Source organism: Marinobacter sp. ATCH36, assembly GCF_023555055.1.
GTDB lineage: Bacteria > Pseudomonadota > Gammaproteobacteria > Pseudomonadales > Oleiphilaceae > Marinobacter.
In genome coordinates, this window is record NZ_JAMJPL010000001.1 from 900429 (window position 1) to 912689 (window position 12261).

The 12261-nt window shown below is 57.0% G+C and carries 12 protein-coding genes; 5 read left to right on the top strand and 7 right to left on the bottom strand.

From position 1 onward, the window contains the following. Positions 1-99: 99 nt before the first annotated feature. Genes ubiA through M8010_RS03975 form a run of 3 tightly spaced genes read right to left on the bottom strand, consistent with a single transcriptional unit; the run spans position 100 to position 2110 of the window. Positions 100-987 carry a 4-hydroxybenzoate octaprenyltransferase gene (gene ubiA, locus M8010_RS03965; protein ID WP_250089001.1) on the bottom strand — a complete coding sequence of 296 codons (888 nt, stop codon included), beginning with the start codon at positions 985-987 and terminating at the stop codon, positions 100-102. Between the two features lie 24 nt (positions 988-1011). Next, positions 1012-1572: a chorismate--pyruvate lyase family protein gene (locus tag M8010_RS03970; protein ID WP_250089002.1), complete on the bottom strand. Its 561-nt coding sequence runs from the start codon at positions 1570-1572 to the stop codon at positions 1012-1014. Beyond that, positions 1553-2110: a hypoxanthine-guanine phosphoribosyltransferase gene (locus M8010_RS03975; protein ID WP_250089005.1), complete on the bottom strand. Its 558-nt coding sequence runs from the start codon at positions 2108-2110 to the stop codon at positions 1553-1555. Before M8010_RS03975 ends, M8010_RS03970 begins: the two co-directional genes overlap by 20 nt. A gap of 213 nt (positions 2111-2323) precedes the next feature. On the opposite strand from M8010_RS03975, the gene M8010_RS03980 reads away from it, so the two are divergent. The 3 genes from M8010_RS03980 (at position 2324) to tesB (ending at position 4621) form a co-directional block, all read left to right on the top strand. Further along, the gene (locus M8010_RS03980) at positions 2324-2491 is read left to right on the top strand and encodes a rubredoxin (RefSeq protein ID WP_150911405.1); all 168 of its coding nucleotides are present in this window, start codon (positions 2324-2326) and stop codon (positions 2489-2491) included. A gap of 37 nt (positions 2492-2528) precedes the next feature. After that, complete coding sequence (locus tag M8010_RS03985) at positions 2529-3683, top strand: NAD(P)/FAD-dependent oxidoreductase (protein ID WP_250089006.1); 1155 nt, start codon at positions 2529-2531, stop codon at positions 3681-3683. An 80-nt stretch (positions 3684-3763) separates the two neighbouring features. Continuing rightward, positions 3764-4621 carry an acyl-CoA thioesterase II gene (gene tesB / locus M8010_RS03990; RefSeq protein WP_250089008.1) on the top strand — a complete coding sequence of 286 codons (858 nt, stop codon included), beginning with the start codon at positions 3764-3766 and terminating at the stop codon, positions 4619-4621. Here tesB and M8010_RS03995 read toward each other — a convergent pair. After that, positions 4618-7191: an EAL domain-containing protein gene (locus tag M8010_RS03995; RefSeq protein WP_250089009.1), complete on the bottom strand. Its 2574-nt coding sequence runs from the start codon at positions 7189-7191 to the stop codon at positions 4618-4620. The genes tesB and M8010_RS03995 overlap by 4 nt on opposite strands. Before the next feature lie 100 nt (positions 7192-7291). Further along, positions 7292-7738, bottom strand: a complete 447-nt coding sequence (locus M8010_RS04000; protein ID WP_250089011.1) for a flavodoxin — start codon at positions 7736-7738, stop codon at positions 7292-7294. A 175-nt stretch (positions 7739-7913) separates the two neighbouring features. On the opposite strand from M8010_RS04000, the gene M8010_RS04005 reads away from it, so the two are divergent. Together M8010_RS04005 and M8010_RS04010 are read left to right on the top strand one after the other, a co-directional pair. Then, positions 7914-9473, top strand: a complete 1560-nt coding sequence (locus tag M8010_RS04005) for an inorganic phosphate transporter (protein WP_250089013.1) — start codon at positions 7914-7916, stop codon at positions 9471-9473. A gap of 104 nt (positions 9474-9577) precedes the next feature. Continuing rightward, entirely contained in the window at positions 9578-9844 is a 267-nt protein-coding gene (locus M8010_RS04010; protein ID WP_250089014.1) for a hypothetical protein, read from the top strand. A gap of 175 nt (positions 9845-10019) precedes the next feature. On the opposite strand, the gene panP is transcribed toward M8010_RS04010, so the two are convergent. Together panP and M8010_RS04020 are read right to left on the bottom strand one after the other, a co-directional pair. After that, positions 10020-11696, bottom strand: coding sequence for a pyridoxal-dependent aspartate 1-decarboxylase PanP (gene panP, locus M8010_RS04015; RefSeq protein WP_250089016.1), 1677 nt, complete (start codon positions 11694-11696; stop codon positions 10020-10022). A gap of 126 nt (positions 11697-11822) precedes the next feature. Beyond that, positions 11823-12164 (bottom strand): DUF503 domain-containing protein, encoded by a 342-nt coding sequence (locus M8010_RS04020; RefSeq protein WP_250089018.1) that lies wholly within the window; start codon positions 12162-12164, stop codon positions 11823-11825. Positions 12165-12261 lie beyond the last annotated feature (97 nt).

The window sequence follows — 12261 nt, forward strand, 5'->3', positions numbered from 1 at the left end:
GCATTAACCTGTGTCAGACCTTGAATTGTTGCTGTCTCATTACAACCGGGTAGTGTTACAAGTATATGACAGGAACGGCCTGAGTTCGGATTTGTTAGCTCAGCGGATGATCAAGTCCAGCAACAAACCGGTGAAGACAGCAAAGCCCGCCCAGTTATTGTTGAGAAAAGCTCTGAAGCACCCCTCGCGGTCCCGATAACGGGCAAGGTGTTGCTGGAAAACAAACAGGCAGGCCATGGCGACAAGTCCGAGGTAGTAAAAAGCGCCAAGATCGGCCTGTTTGCCCACCAGGGCAAGAATCAGCACCACCATCGCCTGAAGTACAGCAATCACTGCGCGGTCAGCCTCGCCAAAAAGAATGGCCGTGGACTTGATGCCAATCCTGATGTCGTCGTCGCGGTCGACCATGGCGTAAAGGGTGTCGTAGGCGACGGTCCAGAGCACGTTGGCGGTAAACAGTAGCCAGGCCATTCGCGTAACTTCACCGGCTTCGGCGGCCCAGGCCATGGGGATGGCCCAGGAAAAGGCGGCACCGAGGAATAGTTGTGGAAGATGGGTATAGCGCTTCATGAACGGATAAATGAAGGCCAGAACCACGCCGCCAAACGACAGGTACAGTGTCTGCGTGTTGGTGAACAGCACCACCATCAGGAAGGCAAGCAGGCAGATGCCTGCGAACAGGGCCACAGCCTCCCAGGCTTCAATGCGGCCGGAGGTCAGTGGGCGGTCTTTGGTGCGCTTTACGTGGCGGTCCACCTTTCGGTCGGCAAAATCGTTGATGGCGCAGCCGGCAGCACGCATCAGGAAAACGCCCAGGGTAAATACAATAAAATTGCCGATACCGGGGAAGCCGTCAGCCGCCAGCCACAAAGCCCAGTACGTTGGCCACAGCAAAAGCAGGCTGCCGATCGGGCGATCAAGTCGCAACAGGCGGGCGTAGTCTGTGAGGCGGTTCTGTATGTGTGCGGGCACGGCATTGGGCAACATGGGCTTGATCCGTAACGGGTGGAATTAAACAGTGTTCGGGTGACAGGTTATCAGAGTGGGCAGGAAGTATTCGCCCACCAGTAGCGAGTGGTTGCCACTGAAGAATCGGGACCGACGTGCTGCCAGTGGCTGGGCGTTGCAGCTACGCCGGCACAGCCCGGTTTCGAAGGCTCCCCGTTGCCACTCCGGATTGCTGAACAGGTAGGCGCCCAGGGGCCTGCGGCCAAGATTGCGCAAACGGCGGCCACGTCCTGACAGGGTCGCCAGGGGAATGATGGTACGAGCGAGCACCCAGGGCGTGTTATCGCCGTTGAGGCAGACTTCGCGTACCCAGGCATTCTGGCGAACGGGGATGCCCAGCGTGCGGGCTTCTTCCAGGGTAGGGCGGGCAAAACCCTCCTGAATGATGTCGACATGGAAGCTTTCGCGGCACTGAAGCTGCAGTGCGCGAGTCAGTGAGCCCTCCAGTTTCAGCCAGTGGCCAAGCGGCCCGTGTACCGCCGGATTGATCAACCCGGCTGCCGAGAACGAGCGGTACCAGTCGGTTGGGGGGATGCGAACAGGGTTAGAGTCCCTTGACGGCATAAATTCCCGGGGCGTTGCGCCAGTAGCCTTTGTAGTCCATGCCGTAGCCAAACAGGAAGCGGTCTTCCACTTCCAGCCCGGTGAAGTCGGCCTTCAGGTTGGGCTTTGCCTTGCGGTCGTGCTGTTTGTCCACCAGTACCGCGGTCAGGACCTCTTTGGCACCATGGGCGCGGCAGTAATCCGCAATGGCACAGAGAGTCGTACCTTCATCGAGAATGTCGTCGACAATCAGCACAGTGCGGCCATTCATATCGGCTTCCGGTCGCAGTTTCCATTCCAGTATGCCGCCGGTTGTTTCCTGGCGATAGCGGGTAGCGTGGAGGTATTCCGCCTGTACCGGGAATTTCAGCCTGGGCAGCAGTTGGCCGGTAAGGATCAGGCCGCCGTTCATCACGCAGAACAGCAGGGGGTTGGTGTCTTTCAGGCGCCCGGTAATCGTGTCCGCGAGGGATTGAACGGCGGCCTGTACCTGCTCTTCGCTCACCAGGCAGTCGGCCTCGGCCATTACCTGATTAAGTTCTGCGACGGTGTCGGTCATAAAGGTCGGGTCCTGTCGTAAAACGGTGGATTATACCGGAGGAGGGGCGTCGAAGGGAGGGGGCTTATGTATTGCGAATCGTCGGTATTTATGGCTATTGGCACAAAACCGGTGGAACGCCCGTCAGCACCGGCATTGGTCAACGCTGCGGCGGTGGGTATGATGGTCGCCGGACAATTATTATCGCGCCAAGATGAGTTATGGAGAAATGCTATGAAGAAGTGGCAATGCGTTGTGTGCGGATTTATTTACGATGAGGCCGAGGGCTGGCCGGATGATGGTATCGAGCCCGGAACTGCGTGGGAGGATGTGCCTGAGGACTGGGAATGCCCCGACTGCGGTGTGGGTAAGGAAGATTTTGAGATGATCGAAATCGGCTGATGATGCCGGTGTGTAAAACAGAGTCGGAGAGCAGGTAATGAGCACAGAAGCCCCCATCGTGATTGTTGGAACCGGATTGTCGGGTTACACGCTGGCAAAGGAAATTCGTAAACAGGACAAGGACACGCCGATCGTTATGGTGACGGCGGATGACGGCTTCAGTTATTCCAAGCCCATGCTCTCTACCGGCTTTACCAAGGGCAAGGAAGCCGATGAGCTTGCCCAGGCATCAGCCGATGCCATGGTTGAGCAGCTCAACCTGGACCTGCGCACCTTCACCACCGTTACGGGTATTGATCCGGGCGCCCATGAACTGGTGCTGGGGGATGAGCGACTGTCCTACAGCAAGCTGGTTCTGGCCTGGGGTGCGGATGTCATTCGTCTGTCCATCGCCGGAGACGGTCATGAGCACGTGTTCTCCATTAATGATCTGGTGGACTATCGTGCCTTCCGCAAAGCTCTGCAGGGGAAAAAACGGGTGGCCATCATGGGCGCTGGCCTGATTGGTTGTGAATTTGCCAATGACCTGCGCAATGGCGACTACGAGGTGGATGTGATCGCGCCCTCGGATACCGTCATGCCGGGGCTGCTGCCCCCGCCCGCCGCAGAAGCAGTGCGCAGTGGTCTTGAAAACCTGGGGGTGAGGTTTCACCTGGAAACCGTGGTGGAACAGATTGCCGCCACGGGGGATGGAGTGAACCTGACGCTGGCCAATGGTGAGGAGTTTGAGGCCGACCTGGTGATTTCAGCGGTGGGGCTCAGGCCCCGCACGGAGTTGGCTGCTGCGGCTGGCCTTGAAACCAACCGGGGAATTGTCGTGAATCGGGCGCTGGAAACATCCGCATCGGATATTTATGCCCTTGGTGACTGCGCGGAAGTGGATGGCCACGTTTTGCTTTATGTCATGCCGTTGATGACCTGTGCCCGTGCGCTGGCGAAAACCCTGTCGGGTGAAAGAACCGAAGTGAAATACGGCACCATGCCGGTTATGGTCAAGACCCCCTGTTGCCCGACGGCCGTCTGTCCGCCACCGCCCGATGTGACCGGAAACTGGGATGTGGATGCCGACGGCCAGGATGTTCGAGCCCTGTTCAAGAGCGATGCCGGTGAGATCCTGGGATTCGCGGTTACCGGTCGCTATGCGGTGGAAAAACAGGCCCTGTCAAAAGAAGTTCCGCCAATCCACAATTGATCGATGGCAGCGGGATTGCGAAAATCCCCGGCTTGCGGTAGAAAGTGATTCGTGAGCTAACGAAATTGACAGGAGCGGGCATGCTGGAAGTAACCAGAAAACTGGTGGATTTGCTGGATCTTTCCCCGATTGGTGATGATCACTTCCAGGGCGACAGCGAGGATCTCGGCTTTCCCAATGTATTCGGGGGCCAGGTTCTGGGTCAGGCACTGATGGCCGCCAGCCGCACGGTGGAAGGACGCCTGCCTCACTCCCTGCATGCCTATTTCCTGCGCCCGGGCAATCACAGCATGCCCATCGACTATGAAGTCCAGAGAGTTCGTGATGGCGGCAGTTTTTCTGTCCGGCGGGTGATCGCGCGACAGGATGGCAAGGAAATCCTGACCGGCTCGATGTCGTTCCAGGTCGCCGAAGAGGGCTTCGAGCACCAATTGGATATGCCGGCGGCGCCGGATCCGGAGAGTCTCAAGTCGGAGCAGGAATACGGCGAATTGCTGGCGCCCCATGTGCCGGAGCATCTCCGCGACACGCTGACCCGTGACCGTCCCATCGAAATCCGCCCTGTGAACCCGGTTAATCCCCTCAAGCCCGAGCCTCACCCGCCCTATAAACAGAGCTGGCTTCGCACCCAGGGCCACTTGCCGGACGACCCTGTATTGCACCGCTGCCTGTTGACCTACGCTTCTGACTTCTCATTTCTGGGAACGTCACTGAACCCCCATGGCGTGACTTTCATGAGCAAGGAAATGCAGATAGCCAGTCTGGATCATTCCATCTGGTTCCATCGTGAATTCCGCATGGACGAATGGCTGCTCTACGATAAGGACAGCCCCAGCGCATCGGGTGGTCGTGGCTTCAATCGTGGTAATTTCTTCGATCAGCAGGGAAAGCTTGTGGCATCAACAACACAGGAAGCGTTGATTCGCCATCGGGGTTAACCGATGCCGCGGGTATTCTCCTGGCGTTCCCGGTCGTCCAGCCACACAATCATCTCGTCAAATGGCAGGGGCGGGCTCAGGAAATAGCCCTGAATCATGTCGCAGCCCATCTGTTCCAGCATCTCCAGTGTTTCCTGTTTCTCAACACCTTCAGCAACCACGCTGTAACCAAGGCTGTGGCACATGTCGATGGTGGTTTTGACGATTACTCGGTCACCGGCTTCAGTGGGCAGATCGGTCACCAGCGAGCGGTCAATCTTGATTTCGCTGGCGGGCAACTGCTTGATGTACGAGAGCGATGAGTAACCGGAGCCGAAATCGTCAATAGATAGCGGAATACCCGTGGCGTGCAATGAATTGAGTGCTGCCAGGGAGTTAACTGGGTCCTGCATCATTGAGGTTTCGGTAACTTCCAGGGTGATGGCTCCGTGATGGGAGTGGTGACTGCTCATCAACCTTTGTACGAATACAGGGAAGTCACGCTCTCTGAGGTTATTAGGCGAAATATTGACCGACAGGTCGAGGCGGTGGCCTTTTTCAAGCAATCGGTTTCTCATGGTCAGTGACTGCTCCAGCACCCAGCGGGTCAGCGGTTTGATCAGTCCGGTTTGTTCTGCGAGGGCAATGATCTCATCGGCAGCGACGGCTTTTTTATGGTCAGGCCAGCGTATCAGTGCCTCAAGCCCCACCACTTCCCTGGTTTTCAGTGACATCTTCGGCTGCAGGTAAAGAGTAAGCGCGTTGCTTTGCAGGGCGTATCTCAGTTCCGAGACGAGAGTCAGACGGTCCGCGCTGTAGGAATCCCGCGAGGGCTGGTAAAAAGCCAGCCCCCGGTCTCGGGCATCTTTTGAACCCTGGGCAATGTACGCCCTGCGGATCAACGTGTTGGCATCCGTGGCATGGTCCGGACAGATGGCCGTACCTGTGCGGGGGTCCAGAGGCAGTTGCATACCCAGATAATCCACGGGCTCACAGAGTGCCTCGATAGCATTGACAACGGCGCGCGGCACCTGCGACAGGGTGTCGGTTTCTACCACAAAGCCAAAGGTGGACGACTCCAGAGAGGCCAGATAAAACGATTGTTGCTCTGTGGTCTCAACCGGACAGATTCCGGGCAGATCTCCGATGATACTGTTAAAGCGTCGGGCGGCCAGCTCGATCAGCCGGTCGGTATTGCGATGTCCCAGGGTTTTGGTAATGGACGACAGGTTGGTGAGATGAATAACCGATATGGAAAACCGCTTTGTGGGTTCCCGGGTGATCAGTTCGTTGATCATCATTTCCAGGCAGGTGCGATTGGGTAAACCGGTCAGAGGGTTATGCAATGCCTGATTGATCAGTCTCAACTCTGCTGAACGCCTTGCCGCCATGGCGGCGATTTCCGCTTCCCGTGCCCGAACCTTGTCTTCCCGCTCCTGATAAAGCCTGGCAGCCAGGGCTATGGTCAGCAGAATGGCTTCCAGAGCCGAGCCAATTTCCATCCCGTAAACCGTCACAAAGTTGGTGGGGATCAGCCCGTACTTGTTGGCTGCGGTTACTGCGCTGCCGAGGGTCAGCAACCCCCAGGCGATGGTGTAATAGCTGGCCTGGGGGTTTCCCCTGACCCATTGCAATGGGCCGATCACCGTCAGCAAAAGACAACTGGGAATGGCCAGGGCGACGGTAAGCCGGCTGGCAATGCTGTAATCAGTAATAAACGTAATGATGGCAACCGCCAGATTGACCAGTACGGTGTACCAGACCAGCCTGTCCATCCTCGGGCTGGTGGCCCTGAGGTTGAGGAAAGCGCGGGAGAACAGCAGGGTAAATATCAGCGCACCCGGCACGGTCAGCATCATCGCCTGGTTGTGCAGCCAGGGTAATTCCGGCCAGAGCAACTGATAGGTACTACCGTTCAGGCCGCCGATCAGCAACAAATACCCCAGGGTCGACAGCACATACAGCAAATACATGCGCTCTCGCAGGGCCAGAAAGATGAACAGGTTGAAGAAAATCACCATGATCATGATGCCGTAGTAAATCGCGTGCATCTGATCTTCTATCGAAGCAGCCTCAAAAAAAGCAGCCGGATTCCAGAACCGGACAGGTATCTGCATCGCTCCCTGGCTTTGCACCTTGAGTAGTATCTGATAGTCACTGTTTGGGCTGACGTCGAAGGCAAACAGAAAGTTGCGGTGTTTTATCGGGCGATTATCGAACGGGAGGTGATCACCGGTCAGAACGCGCTGACGGAGAACGCCGTTTTCGAGAAGGTAGAAAGAAATTTCGTCAAGATGCGGATATCGTACTTCCAGCAGTTGCCGGTTGCCGGGTAGTGTCGACATGGCCGGTACAGGAATACGGAGCCACACGGTATCCCGGATGTAGCCGAAGTTCGGACTTTCGCCTTCCAGTGACTGCCAGCCATCGGAAGCAAGTGCTTCCCTGAGATCCAACTCTTCGGAAGGAGCCACCCGGATGTAGTCTATATCCGGCTCTGCAAACCCGGATTCCGAGGGGCTTGCCTGGGTTCCGAAAGCCATCATGATCAATACGCCCGCAAGGGCGAAAAACTGAGCAAGTTGGCGCACGTAATACCAATCTTTTGCGGTTGTTCGTGTCAGTATGGCTTCAACCACTCAGGTGCTCAAGGGCGAAATGACGGGTTTGCACCGTGCCGGAACACGGGTTTTACAGGCTTTCCACCCACTGGCGTGCCCAGGGTTCGGCTTCTACTTCCGGTTCGGTGGTTTCCAGGGCGTCAATTTGAAGCGTGTCACCGACCTTCCGCGCCGAGGTTTCATGGAAGGCTTCTTCCATCAGCTCACCGGCACCACAGAACGTATCCCCGTATGAGCTGTCACCCAGAACGATCACTCCGAAAGGGCGTCCCGGTTGCTGGGGTAGTTCTTCGCGAAGCCTCAGGTAGAAGGGCAGCAGATTGGGTGGTACTTCTCCCTGTCCGGTGGTGGACGTGCAGATCAGTACCGGGTCACTGTTGCCGGAGATGTCTTCCAGTTCCGGATTTTCCAGAACGATGACCTGGTGACCTTCCTGCTCCAGGTTTTTCTTCAGTGCGCGCGCTGTCAGCAGTGCGCCACCGTAGACGCTGCCAACCAGAATCCGGATTGATGCCATAACTCGTCCTGCCTGGTGAAATGCGGGACGATCATAGCGATTGCGCGCCCTGGCCTCAAGCAATCGCGATTATGACGGTTTTGTTTCATTTTGATGACAAAAAAATTATAGTTGCCGCCGTGAACAGGCTGAATAGTCGCTCCTCATATTCCTCTATTGCGAGACCTGATGTGTTATGGCCGGCAAAAACGGATTCCTTGACACCCTCCTGACCAGTCCAGCTACCGAGCGTTACCGCGTTGGCATCAGCTTCCTGTTTCTGTTTATTGTTTTCCTGGTGGTAGGTCAGATCAGCAGTGGTATGCCTAACAGCATGCTGTTGATGGCGGCAGCGGTTATTGGCGGTTACATGGCCATTAACATCGGTGCCAATGATGTCGCCAATAACGTTGGCCCCGCGGTTGGTTCCGGAGCACTGTCTCTGGGAGGCGCCGTTGTTATCGCCGCCATATTCGAGGCGGGAGGCGCCATTATCGCCGGTGGCGATGTGGTTTCTACCATCAAGGGTGGCATTATTGCTGCCGATCGGCTGGAAGATGTCAACGCTTTTGTATGGCTGATGACGGCGGCATTGCTGGCGGGTGCCTTATGGCTGAACCTTGCCACCTGGATGGGCGCGCCGGTATCCACCACTCACTCCATCGTTGGCGGTGTTCTGGGTGCGGGGATTGCCGCTGGTGGTTGGGGCATCGCTGACTGGGCGGTGATGGGCAAGATTGTCGCAAGCTGGGTGATCTCTCCGGTAATGGGGGGCGTGCTGGCGGCTCTGTTCCTGTTTGTGATCAAGAAAACCGTGCTGTATCGGGAAAATATGGTGTCCGCTGCCCGGACGTTCGTTCCCTGGCTTGTCGCTATCATGGCCTGGGCGTTCGGCACCTACCTGATGATCAAGGGTGTGAAGAAGGTGGTTGAGGTTGACTTCGTGGGTGCCTCGCTCGTTGGCCTGGGCATTGCCGTGGTGGTCTTTTTCCTGATGCGGGCCCTGGTGAGCCGCCGCGCGGCAATGATGGAGAACAGTTCTACCGCCGTCAGTGACCTTTTTACCTGGCCAATGATCTTTGGTGCCGCCCTGCTCAGTTTTGCCCACGGGGCGAATGACGTGGCCAATGCTATAGGCCCGCTGGCCGCCATCAACGACGCCTTGTCGGCAGAAGCGGTGGTTACCGCTGCAACGATCCCTCTGTGGGTGATGCTGGTGGGTGCCGTAGGGCTTGCGGTCGGCCTGATGTTGTTTGGCCCAAGGTTGATAAAGACGGTTGGCAGTGAAATTACCGAACTGGATAAAACCCGTGCCTTCTGTATTGCACTGTCGGCGGCCCTGACGGTAATTATCGCCTCGCAACTGGGGCTACCGGTCAGCTCCACTCATATTGCCGTGGGTGGCGTATTTGGCGTGGGTTTTCTGAGGGAATATCTGAAGTCCAATTATGCGACCCAACTCCATAACATCATGGACAGCCATGAAGACGTGGAACGCGAGCGCCTGCGTCCGTTTCTGGAAGATTTCCGCAATGCCTCCGTCGAGGAAATGGAAAACCTGCTCAAACAGGCCAAGCAAAAGAAGCAGGTGCCTCTTTCCAAGAAGGAGCGCAAGCGCCTGAAAAAGATCTACCGCGAGGAGATGGTCAAGCGCTCCCACCTGACCCGTATCGTTGCCGCCTGGATTATCACTGTGCCTGCGTCGGCCTGTATGGCGGCTATCCTGTTCTTCACACTGCGGGGCCTGTTGCTGTAAAGAATCACCGGTGCTGGTTGTCAGCTGCCTGTTTGGCCCATACTATTCCTGAAACGGGAGGTGTTTGCCTCCGCAAAATTGCCACACTGTCCGGGGATTGATTCATGAGTTCAGCAGAGGAAAGCCGTCAGGCAAAGGTTATTGACGAGCTCAGGGTGTTTATCAAGAAGGTTCTCAGTGATCCCACCATTGCGGTGAAATCGGTGGAAATTGCCCGCAAATACCGCAACGAGCCCAACGCCAATGAGCTGATTGCCCGGGAAATAAGTGCCAATACGACGATCCGCATTCCAGAGAACTGGAGCCGCGCAGATCACATGTTTCTCGATATTCTGGACGAAGTTCTTGATGACGAGGAAGCGCTGTATTAGGCCTGAAGACTGATTACACCCTGGCTGTAGGTTTGCACTGAGCGAGGAGCGGGGAACACACTTCCAAAACCGTGCGGAGCCATGGATGGCGGAGCCGAGCGTACATGGACGTATTTACAGCGTGTTTTGGAAGTGTGTTCCCCGCTCCTCGCGGTATCTGACAGGTTGCTGATCCTCAGGCCTGCCGAGCCCCAGGTTGGTGCTGCTTCAATACAGCGTCGGCCATCTGATCCAGGATGGCGATTTCGTCCGCAATGCCCTCATCTGAAGACAATTCCCGCTGTTCTTTCAATATATCCGCCAGGATTTCCTTTGTGGTCAACGGATTGGCCAGTACCACCCGGAATACGATACAGGGGAAGTGGAAGTAACGTGCAGGCTCCAGCCGTGTCCGGGAAACGAATGCCTTGCCCCGCTCACGCTGGGTTTTCTGCAGGAACTTGGTGATGCGGTTCAGGGAGGTGTTCAGTCGCTCGACTTGCAGAGGGTCAGCAATGGAGAGCGCCTGCTGTACCTTTTCCGGGCAATAGCGATAGGTCAGGATGTTGAGCTCGGGCTCGGTGATGAGTTCGAAGTCCGGCTCTGCGTTGATCATTTCCGCAAATGTTCTGGCCTTGTCGATGCCCTGGTCGATGAGGATTTCGTACCCTTCCCGCGCCAGGATTCTCAGCCCTGACTGGATCAGCATGGACATGCCCGGCCGGGAGCCTTCCAGGGTGGTGCTGCCCAGGTCTCGTGAGCCCTTGCGGATGATGTACTGGGCATGGTGCTCTACCACGCTTGCCAGGCCCGGGTCGCGGAATACGACCAGGCCCGCGCCCATGGGCACATAGAGCTGTTTATGGGCATCAAAAGTCACCGAGTCTGCCTTTTCGATGCCCCTCATCAGGTGACGATGGGTGCGGGAGAACAGGGTTGGCCCGCCCCAGGCCGCGTCCACGTGGAAGTGGGCGCCGAATTCCCTGGCGATGTCGGCCATGGCATCCAGCGGGTCGACGTTGCCGGTTTCAGTAGTGCCGGCAATGCCACAAATGGCCATGACCCGGATTTTCTGGCGGTGTAGCTCCAGGCATTTTTCACGCAGGGCGTCGGTGTTGATGCGATTGTCGTCATCGGTGTCGACGGGTATCAGGAATTCCCGGCCCAGGCCCAGTACATCGGCGGCTTTGCGCAGGGAGTAGTGGCCGCGTCGTGAAACCAGTATGGCGGCGCCCTCGCAGCCGTAGTAGCGCAGTGCCCGGAACAGGCCTTCCTGGTGGATGCCGCGGAAGCTGCCCTCAGCGGGGAAGGCGTTGTTGCGGGCCACCCAGAGCGCGGTCAGGTTGGCAACAGTGCCGCCGGAACACATTGCCCCGAGCGCATAGCTCGGATCGTGCATCCACTTGCGGTAGAAGGCGCCGTCCTGTTCGTAAACCAGACGGTGAATCATGCCCAGTACCTGTCGCTCCATGGGGGTGAAGGCCTTGGAGGTTTCGGTTTTTACCAGGTTCTGGTTGAGGGCAATCATGATCTTGGACAGCGGCAGCATGAAGTAGGGCAGTGCCGATGTCATGTGGCCGATAAAGCTGGGAGACGCCGTGTGTACGGAGTTGGCGACCAGTTTGTCGAGCAGGAACTGGGCCTGTTCGGAGACAAAAATGGGCTTTTCGGGAATGGTGTAGTCCGAGAAATCTTTCTCGACGTCGGAAAGGTCCCGTTCGACCGCAACGATGTGTTCCTGCAGGAATCCGGCAAGATTACGGGATATGTTCTGGTCAATCCGGCTCAGGGTGGATTCAGGTGCCTCGGGCACGGTGAACACACGATACATGGCCTCTACTGAGGCCTGGGCGGATTTTTTCTTTCCGGTCATAGGTGCCACACGCTATCAGTGGTCATTCGCAAAGCCTGTCCCGGGCGTTCCGTTCTCCCTGAGGGGGCGTAGTATACGGTGTCGTGAAACCATACGCTACAGCATGGCGCCTGCCCTGCGGGAGGGTCAAAGTATTTCCCGGTGTACGTCCAGTATGGCAGCGTCTATGCGTTCCTGTATGGCTTTTTCGATTTGGTCCAGCCGCTGTGAGATTTGCTGGGACGAACTGCCGAGGGCGGCAATGGTCCAGGTGGCGCAGTCGAGAGCGTCCTGGTCGGCGGTTTCGGCGACGGCCAGGTCGGGTTCTTTGCCCCAGACGGCTTTCATGGCGGTGAAGGCTTTACGTTTGGCTTTGAGGTCTTCGCAGGCGTAGAGCTGGAAGTGCAGGGTGAGTATGCCAACGTGGGGGGTGATTACTGGCTGTTGGGGGTTGCCTTGGTTCAGGAGTTTTCTCAGGGCTTCAGACATGTTTGGTTCCGGCTTTGGTGCTGGAACCGGTGGGGGAGGCCTTTCCAAAACACGCTCAAGCACATCCCTGTGGCGCTTGGGCTCCGCCATCCATGGC

Bases quoted from the DNA above. Each gene is read 5' to 3' on its own strand.
- ubiA (WP_250089001.1), bottom strand. From the start codon at position 987: ATGTTGCCCAATGCCGTGCCCGCACACATACAGAACCGCCTCACAGAC.
- M8010_RS03970 (WP_250089002.1), bottom strand. From the start codon at position 1,572: ATGCCGTCAAGGGACTCTAACCCTGTTCGCATCCCCCCAACCGACTGG.
- M8010_RS03975 (WP_250089005.1), bottom strand. From the start codon at position 2,110: ATGACCGACACCGTCGCAGAACTTAATCAGGTAATGGCCGAGGCCGAC.
- M8010_RS03980 (WP_150911405.1), top strand. From the start codon at position 2,324: ATGAAGAAGTGGCAATGCGTTGTGTGCGGATTTATTTACGATGAGGCC.
- M8010_RS03985 (WP_250089006.1), top strand. From the start codon at position 2,529: ATGAGCACAGAAGCCCCCATCGTGATTGTTGGAACCGGATTGTCGGGT.
- tesB (WP_250089008.1), top strand. From the start codon at position 3,764: ATGCTGGAAGTAACCAGAAAACTGGTGGATTTGCTGGATCTTTCCCCG.
- M8010_RS04000 (WP_250089011.1), bottom strand. From the start codon at position 7,738: ATGGCATCAATCCGGATTCTGGTTGGCAGCGTCTACGGTGGCGCACTG.
- M8010_RS04005 (WP_250089013.1), top strand. From the start codon at position 7,914: ATGGCCGGCAAAAACGGATTCCTTGACACCCTCCTGACCAGTCCAGCT.
- M8010_RS04010 (WP_250089014.1), top strand. From the start codon at position 9,578: ATGAGTTCAGCAGAGGAAAGCCGTCAGGCAAAGGTTATTGACGAGCTC.
- panP (WP_250089016.1), bottom strand. From the start codon at position 11,696: ATGACCGGAAAGAAAAAATCCGCCCAGGCCTCAGTAGAGGCCATGTAT.
- M8010_RS04020 (WP_250089018.1), bottom strand. From the start codon at position 12,164: ATGTCTGAAGCCCTGAGAAAACTCCTGAACCAAGGCAACCCCCAACAG.